Here is a 25,327-nt window from a genome sequence, read left to right on the forward strand (position 1 = left end):
CACCAGGCCCATCGTGAGCACTGGCAGTTTCCAGCACTGTCCGCAAATTCCGCTCTACCTTTGATAATAACTGCCGGGATTCGGGTTAGCTCCGAGACCTCCTAGCTCAAATGTCCGCAGGTAGCAAACGGCATATCAGCGGCCTGCTGCTGCTCGATAAAGCCTCCGGTCTTTCTTCCAACCAGGCCCTGCAGATCGCCAAACGCATTTTTTCTGCTCATAAGGCTGGCCATACGGGTACGCTTGATCCGATGGCGACAGGCTTGCTGCCCATCTGCTTCGGAGAAGCCACCAAATTTTCATCGGCGCTGCTCGGTGCAGACAAGACATATGAAGCCACGCTGAGACTTGGCTATATGAGTACGACCGGTGATGCAGAGGGGGAAATCTCAATTGCTGCCGGTATGGAACCTCAATGCGTGGATCTGACATGGGAGAAAATCGAGGCAGTACGCAAAAGCTTTATCGGCGTAATTACGCAAGTGCCCCCCATGTACAGCGCAATCAAGCATCGGGGGAAACCCATGTATACCTTTGCCAGGGCAGGAGTGGAAATCGAACGGCAGCCACGAGCGATAACGGTCCACGACTTGAGTATCGAGGCGTATCACGGCAACGAAATGCGCATACGGGTGACGTGCGGGAGCGGTACCTACGTTCGCACGCTGGCAGAGGACTTGGGACGCGCGCTGGGATGCGGTGGTGCTTATCTTACTGCATTGTGCCGGAGCGCATTGGATGGTTTTCATTTGCCACAGGCACACACACTGCCTGCACTCGAAGCTATGTCGCCATCTCAACGGGATTCCTGCCTGCTGCCAGCTGATAGTCTCCTGGGGTCTTTTCCCGCGGTTATGGTGGATTCCGCTGCGGCTTTATCTCTGCTCCAGGGGCGCGCAATCCCCAGTAGTCATCTGGCAGGGGAAAGCCTTTCACCAGGAAGACAGGTACGATTGTATGACAAGGCGCAGCGATTTCTTGGGCTGGGGGAAATTTCAACGGAAGGTTACATCTCACCGAAAAGACTCATAAGGTTTGAGCAGTCATTGTGAAGCTTGATTTGCATGCATACTATCGGTGACGTCCTTGCCAATACCCCGGTAGCCAGTAAAACGGCCGGAAGAATCGAACATGGGTTCACCGCTGACCATCAGATATTGTGTCGACCCATCTGGCTTGGTCCGTCTGTAGATAAAATCGATAAAGGGCCGTCTTGCCGCGATATTTGCCTTGAAAACTGAATACTCCGCTTCGTTCCAGCGCGCTCCATTATGTCCCTTGGATTCTCCCATCAAGTGGTCTACCTTAATCCCCAGCATATCCAGGACGGGACCGTAAACTTTGGTGAAATTTCCCTTTTCATCCTGTTCCCAGTACCAGTCAGAAGCCAGTTCCGTGAGACGGCGAAATCTGGCTTCACTCTCACGCAGCTCTGCGGTTCGCTCCGCTACTGTTTGTTCCAGCCTTTTATTGTAATCCTCCAACTGCTTATACAGCAGACGCACTTCCAGCATATTTTGAATACGGGTCTGAACTTCAATCAGGTCGAACGGCTTGCTGACGAAATCCTTTGCTCCTGCTTGCAGCGCCCGCAACTTATGACCCGGTTGCGCAGTGATTACGAGTACCGGAAGATAACCTTCCCATTCAATTTTCTTTAGCGCTTCCAATACCTGAAAACCATCCATCCCAGGCATATACAGATCAAGAAGAATGAGATCGTAACGATTCTGCCGATAGAGATCGCTGACTTCGCGCGGATCCATCGTCGAGGTAATGTTTTTATAACCCGCGTCGCTCAGCATCTGTTCAAGCAGCCGGACGTTGGCCTCCTGATCATCCACGATCAGGATTTTAGCGTTCAGAGTGTCAGGTTTATTGATCATTATTTTTATCCTGTTTGTTCCCGTTAACCGATTTCATCATTTTCCCCTGCTCGTAACCTCTCTAGATGGATGAATAGGGCACGAAAAAACTGATTCTTCTTTTTCTTGAGCCACTCATTATTATATTTTCTTGGCGATCAGAAACAGAACGTTGTTTTCCGATAAATGTCCGAATTTCAGCAAAATATGGGAAATTTGCGGCGATACAGCAATAATGGCGGAAACGGGGCTGAACGCTAGGCGCTTACTCGTTCTGAAATTCGATAAGTATTTTTGTTCGCCTGTTTTGCTTCCAGCAGGGCAGCATCCGCATTCTTCAAAAGAGTTTTCGCATCTTTGCCATTATCAGGAAAAATCCCGACACCAGCGCTTGCGGTCAGGGTGATGGTATTTCCCTGAATGCTGTAAGGTTGCGACAGTGCTTTTATTACTTTTTCCGCTGTACGACTTATGCCATCGAGATTGCTTACATGCGGCATCGAAATCACAAACTCATCGCCGCCGAGCCGGGCTACGGTATCTTCCTGGCGAACTGCGGCAATCAGGCGCGCCGCAACCAGCTTCAAAATCAGATCGCCTATATCGTGACCCAGTGTGTTGTTAATTTGCCTGAACCCATCCAGATCCAGATACAGGACTGCCATAACGCTATTGTTGCGCTTTGCATGGATAATAGCCTGGGATACTCTTTCCACCAGAAGTCGTCTGTTGGCCAGACCCGTCAGCGGATCATGCAGCGCCATGAATTCTTGCGATTTTGCGTAACTGCGCGCTTGCTGATGTAGCAGCCGCACTTCGAGCAGATTATGCACGCGCGCAAGCACTTCACTCATGTCAAAAGGCTTACTGACAAAATCCTTGGCACCGGACTGAAGCGCTCGCAGCTTGGAATCGGGGTTGGCGGTAACGACCAATACAGGTAGATATCCATCTGCTTCGATTTCTTTCAAGGCTTCGAGTACCTGAAACCCATCCATGCCGGCCATTTTCAAATCGAGCAAAATCAGATCGTAGTGGTTTTGCCGATGCAGCTCATACACCTTGAACGGATCGGTCGTCGAAGTGACAGACGTGTAGTTTGCGGCACCTAGCATGCTTTCCAGCAACTGGACATTTGTTTCCTGATCATCAACAATCAGAATCCTTGCTGCATGAATATCAGCTTCGGTAATCATGTTGCCCACACCTTCATAAGGACTTATCGCCTTTCTAAACCCTTTAACCTTCGGGCGGCCTGTCCCCTTTCTGCTTATCCGAGCACAAACGGCTGAGGGCAGCGAGTAAGCGGAATTTAACGTGCACAGGATCGCAAGATCAAATATTGCCCCTATTTTACCCGCCTCTCTGTGCGCTAACTCTCATAAGAAAATGGGAATTAATGATAGGATGTAAAAGAAGGAGGTCGTTTTCCGTTTTTTCTTTCCTCTTCCCGAAAGGCATTCAGATTAAGGCGAGCATAAACCCCAATTGTAATAAAAGAGATTTGACCTTTATAAGCCCGGCTTGTTATAATCTCAATTCTCTGGCGCGGGGTGGAGCAGTCTGGCAGCTCGTCGGGCTCATAACCCGAAGGTCGTAGGTTCAAATCCTGCCCCCGCAACCAACAAGTTATTGATTGTATTGAAGTTTATTAGGAAGAGATAGATTAAATAGGTGCTAAATGGGGTATTTTGGCATCTGAATTACAACTTAATCACAGCTTTTCTGAGAAGATTTTTACCGCCTTCTCTCCGGCATCCAGTACAGCGTCAGGCATAAATTTGTCTGATCATGCCCCCAGTCGGAATGACCCGACTGCTGAGCCACCCACATAGGCGACTCGCCCGCAGATAGGATCATTGAGGCGTAGGTATGCCTCGTCTGATAGGGTCGACGATACCTTACCCCCGCTCTGTCTACCGCTGACCTCCAATAGCTTTCCCGCATTGCTTTATCCCCTTTCCAGCGCTCTAAAGAGCCAGGATTCTGAAATACCTCGTTTTCTTTTAGAAAAGTGTCTGCTTCTGTGCAGGGAGTACCTGGTACGCCGGTTCCAGCATCTTCACCTCTCTCAAGAATGAAATCGTTTTTGGTATCTTGATGTTCCTGGCTTTTTGGGTCTTGCCCTTGTGAACATGGATTACCCAACGAACCCATTTGATGTCATCCCAATCGAACCCAACCCCTTCGGATGTCCATAGTCCCGACCAAAATGTAAATTAATAGGTTCTTAGCCATCCTATTAGTTTTCCATCTCAAGGTTTAAACCATCGGCTTTAGGCGATCAGCTTAGCCGCGAGAATATGCTGGACGAAGAGAGGGCTGATCTGCCGCCCATGTTCAATCCGGTACTTATCAGTATTACATGGCCGGTTCCATGGATCGGCCAAGCCTGCCCCAGGATTGCTATTGCATTCCGATCGGGGCAATCAGATGCAAGCCTTGAATATCAGGGCTTGCTCGCTCAGTACAGCATCAGCTGCAGCATGCCGCAAAGGCAACTGCGGGGATAAGGCCATGATGGAGCGCTTCTTTTTGAACTTGAAATGGAACGCGTGTGGCAACGTGACTATGTCACTCATGGCGAGGCTCAGCGTGATATTACTGATTAATCATGAACTTCTACAACGGGAGCAGATTACATTCGAAACTGGACTATCTGTCACCCGCCATCCATGAATGGAAAATGGCAGCAATACAACCTGTTCTGGTGCCCAAGATTACTTGACCTCTACAAAAGGCCCGACGAATGTCGGGACGGGAAGCCGGTTTACTGCAATCGCTTCTTCGTTTAGGGAGGAAAAAAGCGAGTAGGCAGATTAACAATACAAGAAATACAAGAAATACAAGAAAGCTTTTACCGTTAAATACTTAACGATGGAAATAAAAAACCGGCTCGGGGCGAGTTGGGGGACAGAGAAAAGACTTAGGCTCGCAATGGTTAATTAAGGTTGACTTTGGTGCGTTTTGTATAAACAATATGTCAATTTAATTGCCAATCCAGCCAATCCAGAAAGAGTTGACAATTAAATCGGCATACGATCCTGGTACTGAAGAGTTGCGTATATACAGAAAGTATCGCAACCTGTTGATTAACTGAAAAGGAGAGGGCCATGAGTGATCGAGAGACAATCGAGAGCAGGAAAGAGGAGTGGAATTCAAGGGAGCCGGGTGCAACAGAGGAGTTTGCCGCAATCGCTTCAGATGATGTGCAGCCATTGACAGACAAGCATCTTTTGCAACCTGTCTCAATACGACTTGAGAAATCTTTGATTGAGGATTTTAAGCTTATCGCCTCGATGTATGGAATTGGCTACCAGCCTCTGATGCGTCAGATTTTGAAGCGATTTGCAGATTCGGAGAAGAAACAAATATTGAGAGAGGCCGCTTCAAAGATGAAGTTAATGAGGAAAGAAACATTAAGAGAGGCCGCTTCAAAGATGAAGTCAATGGGGAAAGAAGCGGCAAAAAATCTGCGCCAATTGGCTGCAAAACAAAGAAAAGTAGCTTGACCCTAAATCCCAAACCCGCTTCGGCGGGTTTTTCTTATCAGCTCTTTCTCTTGCAAAATTGCAAAATTCGCAGGATGGCGCAGGGGGATCAGACCATAATCCGCGTCTCACTATCATTGCTGCAGACTGCAGAAGATGGAAACTTTGATCCTTGCGTAGTTTCGATACACCTATGCCATTCCGCGATTAACCTGTTCCGGGTTCGCACCGATGCCATCGCATTTTACCTGACAACGACACTCCGATAGCGATCCTTCATCTGGGCAGGACCTCGGCCTTCTTGCAATAGCAGAAATGAGGCAGGGATTGTTTTGAGCGTGCTCCGAAAGGCCGTTTCTTCTCCGGCACTGAATGCTTGGTAGGGGCCGCCGAAACGATTTCCTGCCCGCTTCCAGGGCCTGTTAACACTTGTTTCACGCTCGCGGCCTCAATTTATGCTGATACTGGTCGTTTGGAAAGAACGATAGTAGACGTAGGCTTCGAGTCCGGGCAAAATATCATAATTACGGATACGCACAATTTCTCAGTTTGCGGAGATTGTGCTTTTTTAATTTTTTCTTTTAGCTTTACGGCGGGCCTCCCCGCATTGCATGGTAGTGAACCTGGTCAGGTCCGGAAGGAAGCAGCCACAGCTATTTTTTGCAAGTGCCGGGGGTCAGGCTCGCCACCCTTTTTTGTGCAGATTGGGAGGATCGGACGGGTGCCATCTTCCCAACTGCACGCTTCAATGATTCATACCATCAGTTACGGCCTCCGCTGAAAATCTGAAATAACTGTTTCGCCGATTCGATTCTCGACATAGCGTGTCCTCCCCGACTCAAGTCCTTGCCCGCAAATGGCGTCCCCGGCGCTTTTCCGAACTGACCGGACAGGATCACGTTGTTCGTGCACTTACCAATGCGCTCGAACAGAAGCGTTTACATCATGCTTATCTGTTTACGGGCACGCGCGGTATTGGCAAGACGACCATAGCGCGCATTCTGGCAAAAGCGCTCAACTGCCAGGCCGGGGTTATATCGGAGCCTTGCGGAATCTGTTCTGCTTGTATCGAAATTGACGGCGGACGTTTTGTTGACCTGATCGAAGTGGACGCCGCCTCCAATACGCAGGTGGAAAAAATGCGCGAACTGCTGGAGAACGCGCTGTATGCTCCCACGGTTGCGCGCTACAAGGTGTATATCATTGATGAAGTACACATGCTTTCCAAATCAGCTTTCAACGCCATGCTGAAAACGCTGGAAGAGCCACCGGAACATGTCAAATTCATACTGGCGACCACTGATCCGCAGAAGATTCCGGTAACGGTTTTGTCTCGCTGCCTGCAATTCAACCTCAAGCAGATTCCGTTTCCGCTGATCGTCTCGCACCTCAGGCATGTGCTCGAGCAGGAGCATATAAACTGTGATGCGACTTCCCTGCAGTTATTGGCGCGCGCGGCGCAAGGCAGCATGCGTGATGCCCTGAGCATTCTGGATCAGGCCATCGCTTTTGGTGAGGGAAAGATCGAAGAAGCAGGTGTGCGCGATATGCTTGGCGCGGTCGATCAGGGGTACCTGTTTGATCTGCTGGAGGCGCTGTCGCAACGAGATGGCGCACGAATGCTTGCGATCGCCGATGCGATGGAAACCCGCAGCCTCTCGTTTGACACCGCCTTGCAGGATCTGGCGACCCTGCTGCACCGTCTGACCCTGGCGCAAATAGTTCCGGCAGCGATGGGTGACGATGAACCTGAGCGGGATCGGCTTTTCCAGTTGGCGAAAACATTCGCGCCAGAAGATATTCAACTGTTCTATCAGATTGCCATACATGGGCGCGAGGACCTCGGCCGAGCACCGGATGAGTATGCAGGTTTCACCATGACTTTGCTGCGTATGCTGGCTTTCATTCCGGAGGATTTCCTGTCAGGAGGAGGGGAGGCAGGCAGGGACGGGGGAATGTCAGGTTCTTCGCCTACAAAACCAGGGAGTGGCAAATATCCTTCGATCCTTCCACAGGCTCAGGATTCAGGTCGAACGGAGACGAAAGGCTCAGGGCGAACAGAGAGGGAAAAAGAAGGAAACTCCCGGGAAGGGAGGGCGGCCAGGAATGCTTCCACTGGTGATTCAAGGGAGCCGGCAGGGCCAGTGTCGAATGCGCTGGAGCGCGATCCAATGCCGGTAAAGTCGGGCTCCGCACAGTCTTTCAGTCATAGCTGGATTACGATAGTCGGCCAATTGAAGGTAAGCGGATTGACCAGAATGCTGGCTCAATATTGCGAGGTGAAGAGTTCTTCCGAGGATGAAATAGAATTTTGCATACCGGAACTCCATAAGCATTTGCTGGACAAGACCTATCAGGACAGACTGCAAGCCGCCGTGAGGGAGTATCTTGGTAAGGCGGTGCGGCTGAAGTTTTCAGTGGGAATCGTTAACGGCATGAGTCCGGCTGAGCAGGAGAATCGTGAAAAGCAGGAGAAGCAATCGCAGGCCATCGCGGCTATCGAGTCCGATCCGTTCGTGCGTGAACTCGTTGAAAATTTCGATGCAAAACTGATCGTTTCTTCGATCAAACCTATTCAATAGTGGAGGTAAAAATGATGAAAGGTGGCTTGGGCAACCTGATGAAACAGGCTCAGCAGATGCAGGAGAACATGAAAGCCATGCAGGAGAAATTGGCTTCGATAGAAGTTGAGGGCCAATCCGGCGCAGGTATGGTGAAAGTCGTGATGACGTGTCGTTATGATGTCAGGCGCGTCAGCATTGACAGCAGTCTCATGGGAGACGACAAGGAGATGCTGGAAGATTTGATCGCGGCAGCGGTGAACGACGCGGTGCGGCGGGTGGAATCAACGACTCAGGAAAAAATGGCGGGATTTACCTCCGGTTTGGGCCTGCCCCCGGGAATGAAACTGCCGTTCTAACGTGAATTCCAGATTGGCGCGATTCCGCAACTCCTGATCCTGTTGAGTAATTTTACGTTTGAGTGAACGCCCCGCGAAGTCTCGACGAACTGATCAATGCGTTACGCTGCTTGCCCGGTGTCGGTCCCCGGTCAGCACAGCGCATGGCGTATCATTTGTTGCAGCGCGACCAGGAGGGGGCTCGCCGCCTCGCAGATTCACTCGACTACGCCCTGCAACATGTCAGGCATTGCGAAAAATGCAATAACTTTACCGAAGAGGTCGTATGCGAGTTATGCAGTTCTCAACGGCGAGATCCTGCCTTGCTGTGCGTGGTGGAAATGCCTGCCGATTTGCTGATGATGGAGCAGGCACATTGCTACAAAGGCATGTATTTCGTGTTGATGGGGCGGCTCTCGCCCCTGGATGGCATCGGCCCTCGGGAAATCAATCTTGATCGCCTGTTGAAGCGCGCCCGGGATAATATGGTGAAGGAAGTCATTCTTGCTACCAATTTTACCGTCGAAGGTGAAGCCACGGCGCATTATATCGGGGAGATGCTGCAGAACGAGGGCTTGAAAATCACACGTATCGCGCGGGGATTGCCAGTGGGTGGGGAATTGGAGCACGTGGATAGCGGTACCCTCGCGCAGGCGGTTCTCGAGCGCAGGGAAGTCAAGTAGCATTTATTTCGTGAAATATTCACTCTGTCCCTTGTCTCTTATGCTGTCTTTTTATCGGTTCACTCTTCGAAAAACCCGCTCTAAGCCTGTCGGAGGATATATCCTGAGCCTGTTCGACCTTCGACAAGCTCAGGGCGAGCGGGAAGACGTAGGGTTAGTGCGAGCGGGAGACGAAGGGCTCAGTACAAACAGTGTAAGTTTTTCTCATCCCATCCGAGCACTCGCCAGCATGGGAAACTGGAGATTGGCAGAAGGCTTGAAATTGGAGCTGCGATGAAAACCCGGTCATCGCAATCACCCGATACGGCCAGACAACGCCGCTCTACGAAGACCACAAAATCTCCCGCCTCGCCAACTCCGGCAGGCTCACCCAAATCACTCCAATCGCCTGTACGAAGCCGGTCGAGGGGATCGATAAAACCAGCGGCAACAACTCAATCTGGCGTGGGTTCCACCTCCACTCAACTCGTTACACAGAAATTGCACAAGATTCTGGCGCAGGCAGGGCTGGGTTCGAGACGCGAAATGGAGGAGCTGATCGCCAGCGGACAGGTGACGATCAACGGAAAGACTGCCCAGGTGGGGGACCGTATCGACGCTCGAGATGTCGTGAGGGTAGGGAAGCGCGTCATTCACTTCAGATCCGCCCGCCGTTTGCCCCGCGTCATGCTCTATCACAAGCCGGAGGGGGAAATCGTCAGCCACGATGATCCCCAAGGCCGCACATCGGTCTTCGACAAACTGCCGCAGTTGAGGTCGTCCAAATGGATCGCTATCGGCAGGCTGGATTACAACACCAGCGGGTTGCTGATTTTTACCACAGATGGGGAATTGGCCAACCGACTGATGCATCCCCGCTTCGAAGTCGAGCGCGAGTACGCAGTGCGGATCATCGGAAGGCTGACGCCGGAGCAGGCAACGTTGCTGACCTCCGGTATTGAGCTGGAGGACGGCGCGGCCAAGTTCGATTACCTGTCGGATGAAGGGGGTGAGGGCTCCAACCACTGGTATCGCGTGATATTGAAGGAAGGCAGGAACCGCGAAGTACGGCGGATGTTTGAAGCGATGGGAATGACAGTGAGCCGCCTGATGCGGGTTCGTTTTGGTCCTATCAACCTCCCCTCACGTTTGAAACGGGGAAAGTCGATGGAATTGAACGAGGCAGAGATAGGACGCCTGCTGGAACTGGTCGGTTACAAAGCCTAATGGCTGGGAAGCTGATTCCGCTTCAGCAGGAAAACAAATTCGTCACCCGCACTGGTTTCCAGCCAGGTAAATGGTGTATCGGGAAAGGCACGCTCCAAGGCTTCCTTGTTATGACCGATTTCGACAATGAGCAATCCATCATCGGTCAAATGATTTGCCGCGTCCCGTAGTATTACCTTTGTCGCCTTTAGTCCATCCTCGCCGCTGGCAAGTGCACTCGGCGGCTCATGGCGATATTCCTCCGGCAACGCTGCCATTGCTTTCGCATTGACATAGGGCGGATTGCTGACAATAAGATCGTAGCGGCGGTCTGCCAATGCCGCGAATAGATCCGACTGGATAAGATAGATCCGATTCTCCAGGCCATACTCCTTCACATTTTTTCCAGCAACTTGCAAGGCATCCGCTGAAATATCTGTCGCATCGATGGCTGCATTGGGAAACGCATGCGCCAGCAGTATTGCCAGGCATCCAGAGCCACTGCAAAGATCCAATGCGGAATAAACTTCTGCCGGTTCTTCTATCCAGGGTGCAAGTTGTTCCCGCAGCAATTCCGCAATGAAGGAGCGTGGTACGATCACGCGTTCATCCACATAAAAATGAAAATCCCCCAACCACGCTTCTTTGGTCAGATAAGCAGCCGGAATCTTTTCTATTGCACGGCGCTCGATTATTTTCAGGACCAACTCCAGCTCTCCCGGAAGGAGGCGGGCGTCCAGAAACGGTTCCAACTGGTCAAGCGGAAGATGCAGCGTGTGGAGAATGAGATAAGCTGCTTCGTCATACGCCGAGGCAGAGCCATGGCCAAAATGAAGCCCTGCATCGTTAAAGCGGCTTATGGCAAAACGCAGTACGTCGCGGATAGTCTGGAGCTGGTTTTTGGCTTCAATGAACATTCATTCTTGTCCGTGAGAAAAAGTAATCTTGATGATCTGTATGTCGTCCATCCGTGCGTCCTCGAACGGATTACTCCTGGTTCAACATCTATCTTTTAATCGCTCGAAAATATCCGAAAGCGGAATTGCCAGCCGTACTATAGAGTTAACCATTAGCAACGGAAGGAGGCAAGAAATGAACACCGCGAATATGCCAGGATTTAACGCAGAGGCGTCCATGTACATGGCAAGCAATACTTATCATGCTGCTCATGCAGTTTTTGCGGACGTTGCATCAGCCAGGATCATACCGCAGCAATGTAGACTGCTTTGCCAAGTGGTGTGCCCGCCCCCGCAACAGTGCTGCCCCACCGGTTGGAGATGCTGCGGGAGTTGCGAGAGCGGGCAGTGCGATGATGTGTGTGTACGTCCGGGTCAGTCCTGCCCGTAGAAATGGGTGATCTCCATTTTTATTCTTATTTTCTCAGCAACAAGCTTTCCATCGTGAGCTGGTAAATCTGGGGCAACTGTTCCAGATCCGAAACTTCAACGTATTCGTTGATCTTGTGAATGGTTGCATTCCGTGGTCCCAATTCCACCACTTGCGGGCAGATGTCGGCGATGAACCGGCCGTCCGAGGTTCCTCCCGAGGTGGAAAGCTCAGGTTCGATTCCTGTCACAGTGTGAATGGCGGCATTCACTGCATCGACCAGGCCGCCCCTTGGGGTGAGATAAGGCTTGCCTGAATTTTCCCATTGCAAGTCATATTCGAGGTTATGCCGGTCGAGAATTTCGTGCACTCGGGCTTTAAGCGATTCTATCGTGCTTGCAGTGGAGAAACGAAAATTGAACAATACCGTTACTTCACCGGGAATTACGTTGGTAGCACCCGTACCTCCATTCATATTTGAAATCTGCCAGGTTGTAGGGGGAAAATATTCGTTGCCTTCATCCCACTTCGTATTGGCCAGTTCGGCGATGGCGGGAGCCGCCAGGTGGATCGGGTTTTTTGCCAAGTGAGGATAGGCAATATGGCCCTGTATACCTTTCACGGTTAACGTTCCGGACAGGGAGCCGCGCCGGCCGTTCTTGATCATATCGCCAAGCTTGTCGACAGAGGTCGGTTCCCCGACGATGCAGTAATCGATCAGTTCATTGCGCGCCTTGAGGACTTCCACCACCCGTACAGTACCGTCTACCGCAATACCTTCCTCATCCGATGTGATCAGGAGCGCAATCGAGCCATTGTGATCGGGATGTTCCGCAACGAAAGCTTCGATCGACGTGATGAATGCTGCTATCGATCCCTTCATGTCGGCGGCGCCGCGCCCATAAAGCCTGCCATTTCGAGTGACGGGATCGAATGGGTCACTTTCCCATTTTTCCAGGGGGCCGGTTGGCACGACATCGGTGTGGCCGGCAAAGCAAATCAGCGGTGCTTCCGTTCCGCGCCTGGCCCAAAGATTATCCACCTCGCCGCATCGTATTCTTTCAATGTTGAAGCCCATTTTTTCCAGGCGATCGATCAGGATTTCCTGGCAACCATTGTCGAAAGGTGTCGGAGAGCGGCGGGCGATCAGCATTTGTGCGAGCGCCAGTGTGTCATTGAGCATGGAGCAATTCCTGAAAAGAAGCTTGGTGTGGATGAGAATCGGCTGTTAAATTCCCCTTAACAGCTCATTGATACCGGTTTTCGCACGGGTCTTGGCATCCACCTGTTTCACGATGACTGCACAATAGAGACTGTATTTGCCGTCTGCGGAAGGCAGGCTGCCGGAAACGACGACGGAACCGGGAGGGATACGGCCATAGCTGATTTCACCTGTTTCGCGGTTATAAATCCTGGTGCTCTGGCCGATGTATACGCCCATGGAAATCACGGAGTTTTCGCTGACAATCACGCCTTCCACGACTTCCGAGCGCGCGCCGATGAAGCAGTTGTCCTCGATGATGGTAGGATTGGCTTGCACGGGCTCCAGCACTCCGCCGATTCCGACACCCCCGGATAGATGCACATTTTTCCCGATCTGCGCGCAGGAACCTACCGTAGCCCAGGTGTCGACCATGGTGCCTTCATCTACGTATGCACCGATATTGACATAGGAGGGCATCAGCACGACATTGCTGGCGATGAAAGCGCCTTTGCGTACGGTTGCGGGAGGCACGACGCGAAAGCCGCCATTACGAAAATCGCGGGAACTGTAATCTGCAAACTTGGAAGGTACTTTGTCGAAATAATTGGAAAATCCACCCTTGATGAAGCTGTTGTCCTCGATGCGGAACGACAACAGCACGGCTTTTTTTATCCATTGATGGGTTTTCCATTCACCGTCTGTTTTTTCCGCTACCCGCAGTTTGCCGCTATCGAGCATCTCCAGTACCTGGGTAATGGATTCCTTGAGCTTCGCTTCGACGTTACGCGGCGTGATCTCGGCGCGGCGTTCAAACGCTTCTTCAATCGTACTTTGGAGCTGATCCATGGTCTTCCTTCGATTTCTTGTTGATATATCGCTGCTCTACAGGCTGCCCGCTACAGGCGGGATACCAGCTTCTTTATCCGCTCGGTAGCGGCGGCGCATTCCATTACGGATGCCACCAGGGCAATCCGGACGAAATTTTCGCCAGGGTTAATCCCATGCGCATGCCGTGCAAGGTAGCTGCCAGGCAAAACCGTGACATTATAATCGCGATAGAGCCGCTGGGCGAACTCGACGTCATTCACCGGTATTTTCAGCCACAGGTAGAAAGCCGCGTCCGGCAGCGAAACCGGTAGCGTGTCCTGTAGTAATTTGATGACTGCCTTGAATTTCTCGCGGTAGAGGCGGCGGTTTTCGACAACATGAACCTCATCATTCCAAGCCTCCTCGCTGGCCGCCTGTACTGCCGGGTTCATCGCGCTACCGTGGTAGGTGCGGTAGAGCAGGAATTTTTTGAGGATCGCCGCATCTCCGGCAACGAATCCGGAACGCATGCCGGGAACATTCGATCTTTTGGAAAGACTGCTGAATACCACCAGCCGGGGAAAGCGTTCCCGGCCCAGACGGTGGGCGGCCTGGAGCGCGCCCAATGGAGGAGAAGCTTCATCAAAATAGATTTCAGAGTAACATTCGTCCGACGCAATGACAAATCCATAACGGTCCGAAAGCTCGAACAGATGGCGCCATTCGTCCACCGACATTACCCGCCCGGTGGGATTGCCGGGCGAACAGACATACACAAGTTGGGTGCGCGCCCATACTTCATCCGGTAATTGAGCATAGTCGAGTGAAAAATCATTCTCGGGCAGGGTATTGAGGAAACAGGGCGTTGCGCCCGCAAGCAATGCAGCGCCTTCGTATATCTGATAAAACGGGTTCGGACAAATTACAATTGCATCGGACTTGGAAGAATCGATCACTGCCTGCGCAAAAGAAAACAAGGCTTCGCGGCTCCCGTTGACCGGCAGGATTTCGGTATCGGGATCGATTGCCGGCAAGCCGTAGCGCTGCATCAGCCACTTGCCGACGCTGGCGCGCAGGGATCGCGCGCCGAGGGTTGCCGGATAGTGCGCCATCTTCACCAGATTTTCCATCAAGGCCTGGCGAATGAAATCCGGAGTCGAATGCTTGGGCTCCCCGATGTGGAGACTGATAGGCGTAAAAGCCGATGCAGGCTTGATGCCTTCAAATAGCTTGGTGAGCTTCTCAAAAGGGTATGGTTGCAGGCGGTTCAGATTGGGATTCAATTTAAGGCGATGGGAAGAAAGCTCTATTCCCCGTTGAGTTATTGATCGAAGCAGGATTATAAGAGGGCACTCTCTTGCTCACAAAGCAAAATAAACAATCTACCCAAGGTGGACAAGGCGGGGGACAAAATGCTTTCCCGATCGCTGCCCTGCTTGTAGGCGCTACGATCTGGGGTTTGCTGTGGTATCCCTATCGATTATTGGAGCAGACCGGGGTAAGCGGGCCGACTGCAACCGTTATTACCTATCTTGTGGCCCTGCTGCTCGGCCTGGCCGTATTTCGTCACAAATTGCGCACCGTACGCCTACTTGACAGGGAAACCTGCCTGCTCGTCGGAATAGGATTGTCTGCAGGCTGGGCCAATCTCGCTTACGTTCTCGGTGTGCTCCATGGCGAAATCATGCGGGTCATGCTGTTATTTTACCTCTCACCGCTATGGACCATCGTGTTTGCGCGCTTCCTGCTGAGTGAGGTGTTAAGCGTGCACGGCTACCTGGTTATCGTTTTTTCCCTGGGGGGTGCGATAATCATGTTATGGCAACCGGAAGGCAGCCTGCTGCCTTCCTCCTATGCCGACTGGATGGGAATATCCGCTGGTTTCATGTTCGCTTTGGCGAACGTGCTGAGCAGAAAAGACCAATATCATGATGTTCAATTAAAATCGGTTGCAGTATGGGTGGGAGTTGCGCTGGTGGCATTCGGTTATAGTCTGTTCCTGCCTGGTCTGCCTGCATCGGTCGATGTTTCCGCCTATACGTTTCTGCTCCTGCTGCTGGTGGGGTTGACGGTATTTGCCCTGAGTCTGATGGTGCAATACGGGCTTACCCATACCCCTGCCAACCAGGCTATCGTGATTATGCTGTTCGAGTTGGTGGTGGCGGCGGTGGCGGCTTACTTCCTGACTGATGAAGCCATGACACTGAGGGAATGGGCGGGTGGAGCAATGATCATTTCGGCCAGTCTCTTTTCAGCGAGGATGAATCGGGAGTAATACCGCCCACGCCGGTTCTGGTACCGGAATTCCGGTTTCCTATACAAATTTCACACAAGAGGGAAATGAACATGAATCATCACGTCGTTTTTCTGGAAAGGGATTCCCTGAAGGTGGAAGTGCGCCGGCCGAATTTCGAGCACACGTATGAGGAATACGCCAAAACGACGCCTGACCAGGTGGTGTCGCATTTACAGCATGCAACCATCGCAATCATCAACAAGGTGGGGTTGAGCGAGGAAACTCTGGCGCAATTGCCAAAGCTGAAAATGGTCGCCATTGCGGCCACCGGATATGACGCTGTCGATATCGGCGCTTGCCGCGGGCGCGGCATTGCCGTGGCGAATATCCGCAATTATGCAATTCATACCGTACCTGAGCATGTTTTCGCTCTGGTGCTCGCGCTACGCAGAAATCTTTTTGCCTACCGGCAGGAGATCGAGCAGGGAAGGTGGCAGAAATCGGAGCAGTTCTGCCTGTTTACTCATGAGATCAGTGAGTTGTTTGGCGCCACCATCGGTATTGTCGGGGAGGGCACGATTGGGCGCGGCACTGCCGCCATTGCACAGGGATTCGGCATGCGAGTGCTGTTTGCCTATCATGAATCGCGAAAGAAGAAGGACGTGGTTCTCACCCCGTTCGATCAGGTACTTGCGGAATCCGACATCCTCTCGCTGCATTGCCCGCTGACCTCCGCTACCCGCAACCTGATTGGCATGAACGAATTGCGCAAGATGAAGCGTAACGCATTGCTCATAAATACAGCGCGGGGAGGATTGGTGGATGAGGCGGCGCTGGTACAGGCCCTGGACGATGGCACTATCGCCGGCGCCGGTTTCGATGTGCTAACGGCGGAACCTCCCGGAAACGGCAATCCCCTGCTTGGTTTGCGTCGTCCCAACTTTATCCTGACACCTCACATCGCCTGGGCCTCTACCGAGGCCATGCGTTTTCTTGCCGATCAGTTGGTCGACAATATCGAAGCCTGGGTGGCAGGCAAGCCGCAAAACCTGCTTACTTGAATTTCCAGTCCGGTTCACATCGGCAGAAAGGCGGAATATAAAGAATGCATATAGGCGGTTGACAACTCAAGTAGCCTTCGATAGTCTCATAGGGTTAGGGCGAGTTGATGCATACGGGTCACGTTCATTCGAATCGCATATCCGGACGCATCGGCGGAAAGCTCTATTTATGGCAATTTGATTACAGGAGGGGAATGATGGAACTCAAAGGAACGAAAACAGAAGGCAATTTGAAAGCGGCTTTTGCCGGGGAATCGCAGGCGAACCGGCGTTATCTCTACTTCGCGAACAAAGCGGATGTGGAAGGGCAAAACGATGTGGCAGTGGTTTTCCGCTCGACTGCTGAAGGCGAAACCGGACATGCGCATGGTCACCTCGAATACCTGGAAGCGAGTGGAGATCCCGCCACCGGCTTGCCATTTGGTTCGACCCGCGCCAACCTTGAAACAGCCATTGCGGGAGAGACGCATGAATATACGGATATGTATCCTGGAATGGCTAAAACCGCACGTGATGAAGGTTTCGATGAAATCGCCGAATGGTTTGAGACATTGGGCAAGGCCGAGCGCTCCCACGCCAATCGCTTCCAAAAGGCTTTGGACAGTCTGGGCGACTAACGATTCGACAAGTAGTTCAGTCGACCCGATAGGCGACTATAGACAAAAAGCGGAAGGGATCGGATCCTGCATCCCGTTCCTTCCGCTTGTATTGTTATTGTTCCGGAATTTTCAACCGAATTTCCATCTGTTTTATTTCCCCATTCATTTTCACGCATGACCACTCGCGAAGGCAGCCTGGAGGCGCCAAAGCGCCTTCCCATCGACTGGGAAAATCCGGAATATTATGACGAACCCAAGCTGTTCGCGGAGATGGAGCGCGTCTTCGACATATGTCACGGCTGCCGCCGCTGCGTGAATCTGTGCACCGCATTTCCGCGCTTGTTCGATCTCATAGATGAGGGGCCGACCGGCGAACTGGACGCAGTGGAGAAATCGAGGTATTGGGAGGTGGTGGATCGCTGCTATCTCTGCGATATGTGCTCCATGACGAAATGCCCGTATGTGCCTCCTCATCCATGGAATGTCGATTTTCCACACCTGATGCTGCGCGCCAAGGCGGTCAAGCACGAAAAAGGCGGTGCGAGTTTCCGTGACAAGCTGTTGTCCAGCACGGACGCGGTGGGCAAGCTTGCCAGCATTCCCGTCGTGGTCCAGGTAGTCAATGCGATCAACAAGGCGCCCGCTACCCGCAAACTGATGGACAGCATGCTTGGCATTCATGCAGAACGTAGATTGCCGGAGTACGACAGTCACAGATTTCGCAAGACCGCCCAGCCGAACGTGGACCACGAAGTGCGCAACGGCGAGCGGACGTCCGGGAAAGTGGCAATTTATTCCACCTGTTACATCAACTATAACGAGCCTGGAATAGGGCACGATTTATTGAAGATACTGGACCATAACGAGATTCCAGTACGGCTGGTGGAGAAAGAAGCCTGTTGTGGAATGCCGAAGCTGGAGCTGGGTGACTTGCATGCCGTGAAAGAACTCAAGGATAAAAATATCCCCCCACTGGCGAAACTGGCCAGGGAAGGTTATGCAATACTCACAGCGGTGCCGTCCTGCACGCTCATGTACAAACAGGAATTGCCGCTCATGTTCCCGGACAACGAGGATGTGAAGGCGGTAGCCAAAGCCATGCTCGATCCCTTCGAATATCTGGCAATGCGAAATCGTGATGGCCTGTTGAAAACGGATTTCAAGAAATCGCTAGGCAAGGTTTCATACCATATTCCTTGCCATTTGCGTGTGCAGAATATCGGCCAGAAGACGAAAGATCTGTTGCAGATGGTGCCCGACACAAAGGTGACCGTGGTGGAGCGCTGCTCCGGGCACGACGGCACCTGGGGTGTAAAAAGCGAATACTTTGCCGACTCCATGAAGATCGGCAGGCCCGTATTCAGGCAGATGGCCCAGCATGATCCTGACTATATCAGTTCCGATTGCGCGATCGCTGGTCGCCATATCGAGCAGGGCATGGGCGAGACAAGCGCGCAGAAGGCGCATCCCTTGACCCTCATCCGCATTGCATACGGGCTGGCTTGAACGACTGCCGATGTTCAGCTGGCGTTGTCTCTATTCATTATCATGATCAAATAATAATTATGCCTCAGATCACCCGCAGCAGCCTGATGACCCTGGAAGATTACGCAAAGTCACGGCAGGAATTCCGTGCGCGTGTAATGGCGCACAAACGTAACCGCAAGATACATCTCGGCACGAACGTGACCCTCATTTTCGAGGATGAGTTGACGATGCGGTATCAGATCCAGGAGATGCTGCGAGTAGAAAAGATTTTTGAGGAAGCCGGAATCGAGGAGGAACTGGAAGCTTACAATCCGCTGGTGCCGGATGGGACCAATTGGAAGGCAACGATGATGATCGAGTACCCGGACCCTGTTGAGCGCGTAGCCAGATTGGCCGAATTGATAGGCATAGAGGACAAGGTGTGGGTAAAAGTGAATGGCTTCGACCCGGTCTATGCCATTGCGGATGAAGATCTGGACCGGGAGAATGAAAAAAAGACCGCTTCCGTCCATTTTCTGCGATTCGAGTTGGGGCTGGAAATGATAAAGGCGTTGCGTGAAGGCGCCTCTTTGAGCATGGGTATCGATCATTCTGCCTATAAAGTGCCGGGACAGGAAGTGGAGGCGGCAGCGCGGAATGCTTTGATGAATGATTTGACCGCAGATCTCGCGGGGTGATGAGAACTTACCTGCTCATATTCTGGTTGCTGCTTTCGAGTGCATCGATTTCAGTTTTTGCCCAGCAACAAAAATTCGAATATGAGTTCGATCATGAACGGCCGTGGGTTGAACTGCAGACGGAATTGCCTCCTTATCCCGAACAGGAAAATCTGCTGCAATTCGATGCCGGCCCCGCAAGTTCGAATACCCATTACGTCGACGGTGCGTCTATTACAGTGGGAGAAGATGGTGTCGTGCGTTACACCCTCGTCATCAAGTCCCCTTCCGGTGCGATGAATGTGAGCTACGAGGGAATACGCTGCCAGACCGAAGAGAAAAGAACCTATGCCTATGGGCGCAACGATAAAACCTGGGCACGGGCAGGACGGTCGAAATGGGTCGATCTCGAAGGTATCGTCCAGAACTATCCTCAGCGCGCGCTTTACCGGTATTTTTTCTGTCCTCTCGGACTTCAGACAGTGAAGGATGCGGATGAAGCGATCCAGGCGTTGAAAGCCGGCATTCATCCGCGAGCGGTAAGGTATTAGCTGAGAGGATGATGCTCTCCTTCTCCCCAAGGAAGGCGAAACGAAGTGACGGTTGGGCCGGGAACTGGACTGATCATGAACGTGGGGGAATTTCCGGATCGGTCCATTATGTGTCATACCCGCGAAAAGCGGGCATCCAGATTTCAAGAAGTTATCTGGAATCAATGGATTTCCGCTTTCGGGGAAAGGACTTCAGGGTTTTACCAACAAGATTGCACAACCAATGATCGTGCTCGGTATTGTAATTCCGTGGAAGGGTAGGTGAAACGGGTATGGTAAAGGGTGCAGTGAAAAGGTATGCAGAGGCATTTAAGGATATTTAGCGCGAGCGCTCGTAAAGCGCTTTGGAGCGAAGCCCGAGACGGCAGTAGCCAAGGGTAGGACCAGGCAGTTCGTTCATGAGTGTCTTGAACTGCGTAACGTGACTGTCATTGATTTGTCCCGGGATAACCGGCAGGTAGGAAAATTCAAGTCCCAGCTTGCTGGCTTCGGATGCGAGAAAATCGTGGTTTGGATGATGGCCTCCGTCCTCGCTATCCGGGCGGTTGCAAATCACACTTTTAAAACCCGCGGCCTTGATATCGATCAGATCTTCGGCATCGATCTGTGGACTGGTTGAGAAATTATCGTCAATTCTGGTCATTGGTTTCATCAGGTTTTCTCCAGTGATAATGAGTATTGCATAGAGGTGTTAAAGCAGCACCAGGTTATCCCTGTGGATGAGCTCCGGTTCACCTATATAGCCGAGAAGGCTTTCGATTTCGTCGCTTGCCCGACGGAGAATACGCCGGGTTTCCGCAGCATTGTAGTTGACCAGTCCACGAGCGATTTCCCTTCCATGCGGATCGAGGCAGCCTACGACTTCGCCCCGTTCGAAGTTGCCGCGCACATCGGTCACGCCGACCGGCAGAAGGCTTTTGCCGCCAACAGCCAGTGCTTCCACCGCTCCTTCGTCCAGCGTGACATTTCCCCGGATTTGCAGATGGTCCGCCAGCCACTGCTTGCGAGCGGCGAGCGTCATGGTTTCCGCCAGCAACTGGGTGCCGATCGCTTCCCCTCGGGCGAGGCGAATCAGGACATCCGCTTCGCGTCCCGACGCAATCACTGTGTGCGCGCCGCTTCTCGCTGCACGTTTGGCCGCTAGCACTTTGGTCAACATGCCGCCTCGTCCTATTTCGCTGCCTGCACCCCCTGCCATCCGTTCGATGTCCGGATTCCCGGCTTTCGCTTGCTCCACCAGTTTCGCCTGGGCATCTTTTCGCGGATCGGCTGTGAATAGCCCTCGCTGATCAGTCAGAATTACCAGAACATCCGCCTCGATCAGGTTGGTTACCAGTGCGGCTAGCGTATCGTTATCGCCGAAGCGGATTTCATCGGTCGCTACCGTATCATTTTCATTGATGATTGGAATGACATTCAGATTCAACAGCGTGGCCAGCGTGGAGCGCGCGTTCAGATAGCGCTTGCGGTCGGACAAGTCTTCGTGGGTGAGCAAAACCTGGGCCGAGTGCAATTCGTGCTTGCGGAAGCAGGTTTCATAGGCCTGCACCAGGCCCATTTGTCCCACTGCTGCTGCCGCCTGCAATTCGTGGACGGCGTGCGGGCGCTTTTTCCATTTCAGGCGTTGCATCCCCTCCGCTATGGCCCCGGAAGAAACGAGCACCACTTCCTTGCCGATCTTCTTGAGTTTAACGATTTGTCCAGCCCAGTGTGCGAGCGCTGCATGGTCAAGGCCTTGTCCCTGGTTCGTTACCAGGCTGCTGCCGACCTTGACGACGATGCGCCGCGACTGCTTTAAAACGGATTCCATATTTGACGCTTTACAATTGAATGTGCAGTTGCCCAGTATCCCGGTTTTCAATACCGGATACCTATTCCAGATACAAAAAAATCAAATCAAGGGCGGTTTGAAGAGGTGGCTAAAGATCAGAACAATCTGGGTGGCTATCATGGAGGATTGTGGCATGGTTTTTATTATAAACTGCCGCCATCCTTATAAACAGCGAAGTTTCAAACCCTCAGCGAGCCATTTCCGCCAGCATCGGCTGTTTGCCGGAAGGCTCGGTGACAGCATAGCACACGGGTGTCAGTATGAGGCTTGCGGCCATGCCCACCAGCAGCCCCACGGTCAGGGAGAGCGTCATGGGGACCAGGAACTGTGCCTGTTCGCTCCTTTCGAGCAGGATGGGAAGAAATCCGACAAAGTTGGTGAGAAATGCGAGCAGAATTGGCCTGAAGCGGGCGCTGCATGCCTCGAGGATAAGCGCCGAGACGGGCCGGCCGCTGTCTCCCCGTTTTTGCACGTAATCCAGCAGTACCAGACTATCGTTTATTACCACCCCGCTCGCGGCGATCATGCCCACCAGTGACTCCATGGATAATGGAAGACCGATCAGCCAGTGCGCCCACACCGCGCCGCTCCAGGCGACCGGAGCCGCCAGAAGAAAGATCAGCGGCTTGGTATACGAACGAAAGGGGATGGCAATCAAGGTATAGATAACGGCCAGAGCAGCTCCGGTAAAAAGCACCAGCTTCTGGATCGTCTGTTCCTGTTCCTGGCGCTCTTCGCCAATGTCGATATCCAATCCTGGAAACTGACGTTTTATTTCAGGTATTTCATGCGCTGCAAAACCGGCATAAATGTGGTTCACATCAGCAAGTTTGGGGTCGGTCTGGGCCTGTACCTTGAGGATGCGCTGCCGGTCCTGGCGAAGCAGTTTTGCCTGGCCGGGCATCAATTCGACTTCCGCAAGGACTCCGAGGGGAGCCTGGGCTCCACTGGGCAAACGAACCGGAAGATTCTGCAGATCGTCGAGTGACTGCCTCTCGCTACGCGGCAGGCGCACCATGACCTTCACCTCATTGCGCCCTCGTTGCAGCCGATGCACCTCGTCGCCATAGTAGGCGTGGCGCATTTGCTCGGCAATATCTTCCAGCCGGATGCCCAGGCGTTCCGCCTCGGGCTTGAGACGCAGGCGGACTTCGGGTTTACCGGCCTCGGCGGAATCCACCACATCGTATACTCCTATATAATCCGCCAGTTTCTGCTTGAATACCGCCACGGCCGCCGTCAGGGTTTCCGGATCGGGGTGGCCAAGATCGAATTCGATATCGTAGGGGAGATCCCCTTCCTTATACAGGAAGTCAATCTTGGCCCGTCCGATGTCACCGATACGCTTGCGCCACTCGCGGATGAAATCCTCTACCACGATGTGCTGGCGACCAGTGGGGGAGAGTTCGGTCCAGAAACCTGCGCTGTGTTCCGCAATGATCGTTTCCATGCCGACGATGACGCTCCCGCCGATATCCGGGTCACTCTTGACTGCCTCTCTATCCAGTTCTTCCCGCAATTGCAGCAGTGCCTGCTCTACTTTTTCCGCTATTCTGCGCGTTTCGCTATAGGGTGCGTCTTCGGGCAATTTCAGATAGACCCAGAAGCTCTCTTTTGTCACGTCCGCCTGCAAGGTCACCCGCACATGGCCTCCGGCCACCAATGCCACAGCCAGCATCAGCAGGACAGCGAAAATGGCGATCGTGAGATAACGCCAGGCGAGCGCTTTTTGTAGCAATGGTTCGTAAACACCGCGGACAAACTGCTGCAATCCATGATTGAGTGCGGCGCGCAGATGCAGCAAGGGCGGGTAGGCCCATGTGCTCCTGGACGGTGTCGCCAGATGAGAGGGCAGGATCAGCAGCGCCTCAATCAGTGAAAATACCAGCGTGAGAACCATTACCAGACAGATGGGTTTCATCATCTGGCCCGCCCATCCGGGCAGGAATAAGCCGGGCAGAAACGCGACAAGCGCGATCATGACGGCGAGAGTAACCGGCAACGCGACTTCGCGCGCGCCAAGGATGGCTGCCTGCAGGTTTCTTTGCATCCAGCGGAATTCCGCAGCCGATGAGCCGTTCCCTTCACCTGTCGCGGCAGCGGCTCCTGCTTTCGCCTCTTCCTGGCGGGCATAGATAGCTTCTCCTATGATAATTGCATCATCCACGAGAATTCCCATCGCCAGCAGGAAACCGAACAGCGACAGCATGTTGAGGGAAATATCCAGAGCTGGCATGAGCCAGAACGCGCCGAATATCGACGTCAGGATTCCTGCTCCGGCCCACACGGCTACTTTGAATTGAAGGAACAGGGTCAGGATGAGGCAGACCAGTACGAATCCCGTGAGCCCATCCTCCAGCAGGGTGCCAATGCGCTCTTCGTAAGCCTGCGAATCATCCCACCAGGTGATCAGACCCACTCCCTGGGGAAGCTCTGCTTTTTTTTCCGCTACGTAAGCCTTCACACGACGCGCCACTGCCACAGAATCTTTTTCGGCATGAATTTCCCAGCCTTGAGCGGTTTCCCCATTGTGGTGCCACTCCGACAACCGCTCTTCCAGCCCATCCTTGATGACTGCTACATCGCGAAGCAGCACCCGGCTTCCGTCCGGCCGGGTGCTCACTACCAGATTTCCAACCGATACATCATCCTGGGCCTTGCCCTTGACCCTGAGCAGCAGCTCCCCTGCCGGATTCTTCATTACCCCTCCGGGCAAGTCCACCGAAGCGCGTCGAATGGTTTCCGTCACCTCCTTGAGCGAGACGCCATACTGGCGCAAATTCTCCGTGGATACCTCTATAGCAATCTCGTACGGCAGTTCGTAATAGTTGTGTGCCCGCGTTACCCCCGGTATGCGGGAGAGCTCGGCATGAATGCCGTCGCTCAGGCGCCGGAGGGTAAGCGGATCGGTAGGGCCGTATAATGCCACCCAGATAACGCCATCATCTCCGATGCGGTTTGCCGGCTGCACCTCAATCTTCTCCAGGCCTTTCGGCAGACGCTGAATCGCTTGCACCCTTCCGCGTGCCGCGTTCATCACCTGATCTCTGTCATAGGTGGGCAGGGCGGTCAGTTTGATCGTGCATTCCCCTTCGACAATTTCAGAGTTCAACCTTTTAATGCCGGGCAGGTTGTAGACTGCCTCTTCGATCCGGATGCAAACGGACTCTTCGATCTCCAGAGGACCTGCTCCCGGATAGGTCGCCTTGATCTCGATCTGATGGGGCATGAATCGGGGAAACACTTCTTTGTCCATCAGCAGCAGGCTGCTTGCACCCCCAAGCAGAATGAGCAACATGAGGAGGTTGGCAGCGATCGGATTGGCGGTGAACCACGCAATCGGCCCGGAGGAGGGAAAGGAAGGAGGAAAGATACCCTTCATTAAAAAAAACTCACGAATGAATCCTTCTCTTGGCCAAGTGGCGGGCATAGCGGCTGGAATGCA

The 25,327-nt window shown here is 52.8% G+C and carries 21 protein-coding genes, 1 tRNA gene, 1 other RNA gene and 1 pseudogene; 15 read left to right on the forward strand and 9 right to left on the reverse strand.

All coding sequences use genetic code 11. The annotated features are described in order from the left end of the window. Positions 1-110 precede the first annotated feature (110 nt). Complete coding sequence (gene truB / locus BMW46_RS02620) at positions 111-1,052, forward strand: tRNA pseudouridine(55) synthase TruB (RefSeq protein WP_074704199.1); 942 nt, start codon at positions 111-113, stop codon at positions 1,050-1,052. On the opposite strand, the gene BMW46_RS02625 is transcribed toward truB, so the two are convergent. Further along, the gene (locus tag BMW46_RS02625; protein WP_074704200.1) at positions 1,044-1,886 is read right to left on the reverse strand and encodes a response regulator; all 843 of its coding nucleotides are present in this window, start codon (positions 1,884-1,886) and stop codon (positions 1,044-1,046) included. The two genes, truB and BMW46_RS02625, sit on opposite strands and share 9 nt — an antisense overlap. A gap of 236 nt (positions 1,887-2,122) precedes the next feature. Beyond that, positions 2,123-3,061: a GGDEF domain-containing response regulator gene (locus BMW46_RS02630; protein ID WP_074704202.1), complete on the reverse strand. Its 939-nt coding sequence runs from the start codon at positions 3,059-3,061 to the stop codon at positions 2,123-2,125. Between the two features lie 351 nt (positions 3,062-3,412). Between BMW46_RS02630 and BMW46_RS02635 the strand changes: the two genes are divergently transcribed. The 8 genes and pseudogenes from BMW46_RS02635 (at position 3,413) to rluB (ending at position 10,144) form a co-directional block, all read left to right on the forward strand. Next, a tRNA-Met gene (locus tag BMW46_RS02635) sits at positions 3,413-3,489 on the forward strand. 764 nt (positions 3,490-4,253) lie between these two features. Next, positions 4,254-4,593 (forward strand): annotated as a pseudogene (locus BMW46_RS15920) (IS3-like element ISPsy37 family transposase); the annotation flags it as partial. Between the two features lie 385 nt (positions 4,594-4,978). Beyond that, positions 4,979-5,377, forward strand: coding sequence for a hypothetical protein (locus BMW46_RS02650; protein ID WP_074704203.1), 399 nt, complete (start codon positions 4,979-4,981; stop codon positions 5,375-5,377). 570 nt (positions 5,378-5,947) lie between these two features. Continuing rightward, an RNA gene (gene ffs, locus BMW46_RS02655) (signal recognition particle sRNA small type) lies at positions 5,948-6,046 on the forward strand. Positions 6,047-6,180: 134 nt separating this feature from the next. Beyond that, positions 6,181-7,938 (forward strand): DNA polymerase III subunit gamma/tau, encoded by a 1,758-nt coding sequence (gene dnaX, locus BMW46_RS02660; RefSeq protein ID WP_074704205.1) that lies wholly within the window; start codon positions 6,181-6,183, stop codon positions 7,936-7,938. Positions 7,939-7,952: 14 nt separating this feature from the next. After that, positions 7,953-8,276: a YbaB/EbfC family nucleoid-associated protein gene (locus tag BMW46_RS02665; RefSeq protein ID WP_175463226.1), complete on the forward strand. Its 324-nt coding sequence runs from the start codon at positions 7,953-7,955 to the stop codon at positions 8,274-8,276. A gap of 62 nt (positions 8,277-8,338) precedes the next feature. Beyond that, positions 8,339-8,938 carry a recombination mediator RecR gene (recR, locus tag BMW46_RS02670; RefSeq protein ID WP_074704206.1) on the forward strand — a complete coding sequence of 200 codons (600 nt, stop codon included), beginning with the start codon at positions 8,339-8,341 and terminating at the stop codon, positions 8,936-8,938. Positions 8,939-9,211: 273 nt separating this feature from the next. Next, a complete protein-coding gene (rluB, locus tag BMW46_RS02675) occupies positions 9,212-10,144 on the forward strand; it encodes a 23S rRNA pseudouridine(2605) synthase RluB (RefSeq protein ID WP_074704208.1) in 933 nt (310 codons plus the stop codon). Here rluB and prmB read toward each other — a convergent pair. The 4 genes from prmB to dapC form a co-directional block, all read right to left on the reverse strand. After that, positions 10,141-11,040, reverse strand: coding sequence for a 50S ribosomal protein L3 N(5)-glutamine methyltransferase (gene prmB, locus BMW46_RS02680; protein WP_074704209.1), 900 nt, complete (start codon positions 11,038-11,040; stop codon positions 10,141-10,143). The two genes, rluB and prmB, sit on opposite strands and share 4 nt — an antisense overlap. Positions 11,041-11,495: 455 nt before the next feature. After that, positions 11,496-12,632 (reverse strand): succinyl-diaminopimelate desuccinylase, encoded by a 1,137-nt coding sequence (gene dapE, locus BMW46_RS02685; protein WP_074704211.1) that lies wholly within the window; start codon positions 12,630-12,632, stop codon positions 11,496-11,498. Positions 12,633-12,677: 45 nt separating this feature from the next. Further along, complete coding sequence (dapD, locus tag BMW46_RS02690; protein WP_074704212.1) at positions 12,678-13,499, reverse strand: 2,3,4,5-tetrahydropyridine-2,6-dicarboxylate N-succinyltransferase; 822 nt, start codon at positions 13,497-13,499, stop codon at positions 12,678-12,680. Positions 13,500-13,549: 50 nt separating this feature from the next. Beyond that, positions 13,550-14,743, reverse strand: coding sequence for a succinyldiaminopimelate transaminase (gene dapC / locus BMW46_RS02695; RefSeq protein WP_074704214.1), 1,194 nt, complete (start codon positions 14,741-14,743; stop codon positions 13,550-13,552). Between the two features lie 74 nt (positions 14,744-14,817). On the opposite strand from dapC, the gene BMW46_RS02700 reads away from it, so the two are divergent. From BMW46_RS02700 to BMW46_RS02725, 6 genes are all read left to right on the forward strand, one after another. Then, positions 14,818-15,735: a DMT family transporter gene (locus tag BMW46_RS02700; RefSeq protein ID WP_074704216.1), complete on the forward strand. Its 918-nt coding sequence runs from the start codon at positions 14,818-14,820 to the stop codon at positions 15,733-15,735. 71 nt (positions 15,736-15,806) lie between these two features. Beyond that, positions 15,807-16,757 (forward strand): D-2-hydroxyacid dehydrogenase, encoded by a 951-nt coding sequence (locus tag BMW46_RS02705; RefSeq protein ID WP_074704219.1) that lies wholly within the window; start codon positions 15,807-15,809, stop codon positions 16,755-16,757. A gap of 197 nt (positions 16,758-16,954) precedes the next feature. Further along, positions 16,955-17,374 carry a rubrerythrin family protein gene (locus tag BMW46_RS02710; protein WP_217638635.1) on the forward strand — a complete coding sequence of 140 codons (420 nt, stop codon included), beginning with the start codon at positions 16,955-16,957 and terminating at the stop codon, positions 17,372-17,374. Between the two features lie 156 nt (positions 17,375-17,530). Beyond that, the gene (locus BMW46_RS02715; protein WP_074704223.1) at positions 17,531-18,862 is read left to right on the forward strand and encodes a (Fe-S)-binding protein; all 1,332 of its coding nucleotides are present in this window, start codon (positions 17,531-17,533) and stop codon (positions 18,860-18,862) included. 59 nt (positions 18,863-18,921) lie between these two features. Beyond that, a complete protein-coding gene (locus tag BMW46_RS02720) occupies positions 18,922-19,521 on the forward strand; it encodes a DUF3501 family protein (protein ID WP_074704225.1) in 600 nt (199 codons plus the stop codon). Beyond that, on the forward strand, positions 19,521-20,051 hold the full coding sequence (locus BMW46_RS02725; protein WP_074704226.1) for a CNP1-like family protein: 531 nt from the start codon (positions 19,521-19,523) through the stop codon (positions 20,049-20,051). Before BMW46_RS02720 ends, BMW46_RS02725 begins: the two co-directional genes overlap by 1 nt. Positions 20,052-20,370: 319 nt before the next feature. Here BMW46_RS02725 and BMW46_RS02730 read toward each other — a convergent pair whose 3' ends face one another. From BMW46_RS02730 to BMW46_RS02740, 3 genes are all read right to left on the reverse strand, one after another. Further along, positions 20,371-20,703 (reverse strand): protein tyrosine phosphatase family protein, encoded by a 333-nt coding sequence (locus BMW46_RS02730; RefSeq protein ID WP_081355637.1) that lies wholly within the window; start codon positions 20,701-20,703, stop codon positions 20,371-20,373. A gap of 39 nt (positions 20,704-20,742) precedes the next feature. After that, the gene (proB, locus tag BMW46_RS02735; protein WP_074704600.1) at positions 20,743-21,861 is read right to left on the reverse strand and encodes a glutamate 5-kinase; all 1,119 of its coding nucleotides are present in this window, start codon (positions 21,859-21,861) and stop codon (positions 20,743-20,745) included. A 208-nt stretch (positions 21,862-22,069) separates the two neighbouring features. Then, positions 22,070-25,264, reverse strand: a complete 3,195-nt coding sequence (locus BMW46_RS02740; RefSeq protein ID WP_074704228.1) for an efflux RND transporter permease subunit — start codon at positions 25,262-25,264, stop codon at positions 22,070-22,072. Positions 25,265-25,327 lie beyond the last annotated feature (63 nt).

The organism is Nitrosospira multiformis (genome assembly GCF_900111585.1).
Classification (GTDB): domain Bacteria; phylum Pseudomonadota; class Gammaproteobacteria; order Burkholderiales; family Nitrosomonadaceae; genus Nitrosospira; species Nitrosospira multiformis_B.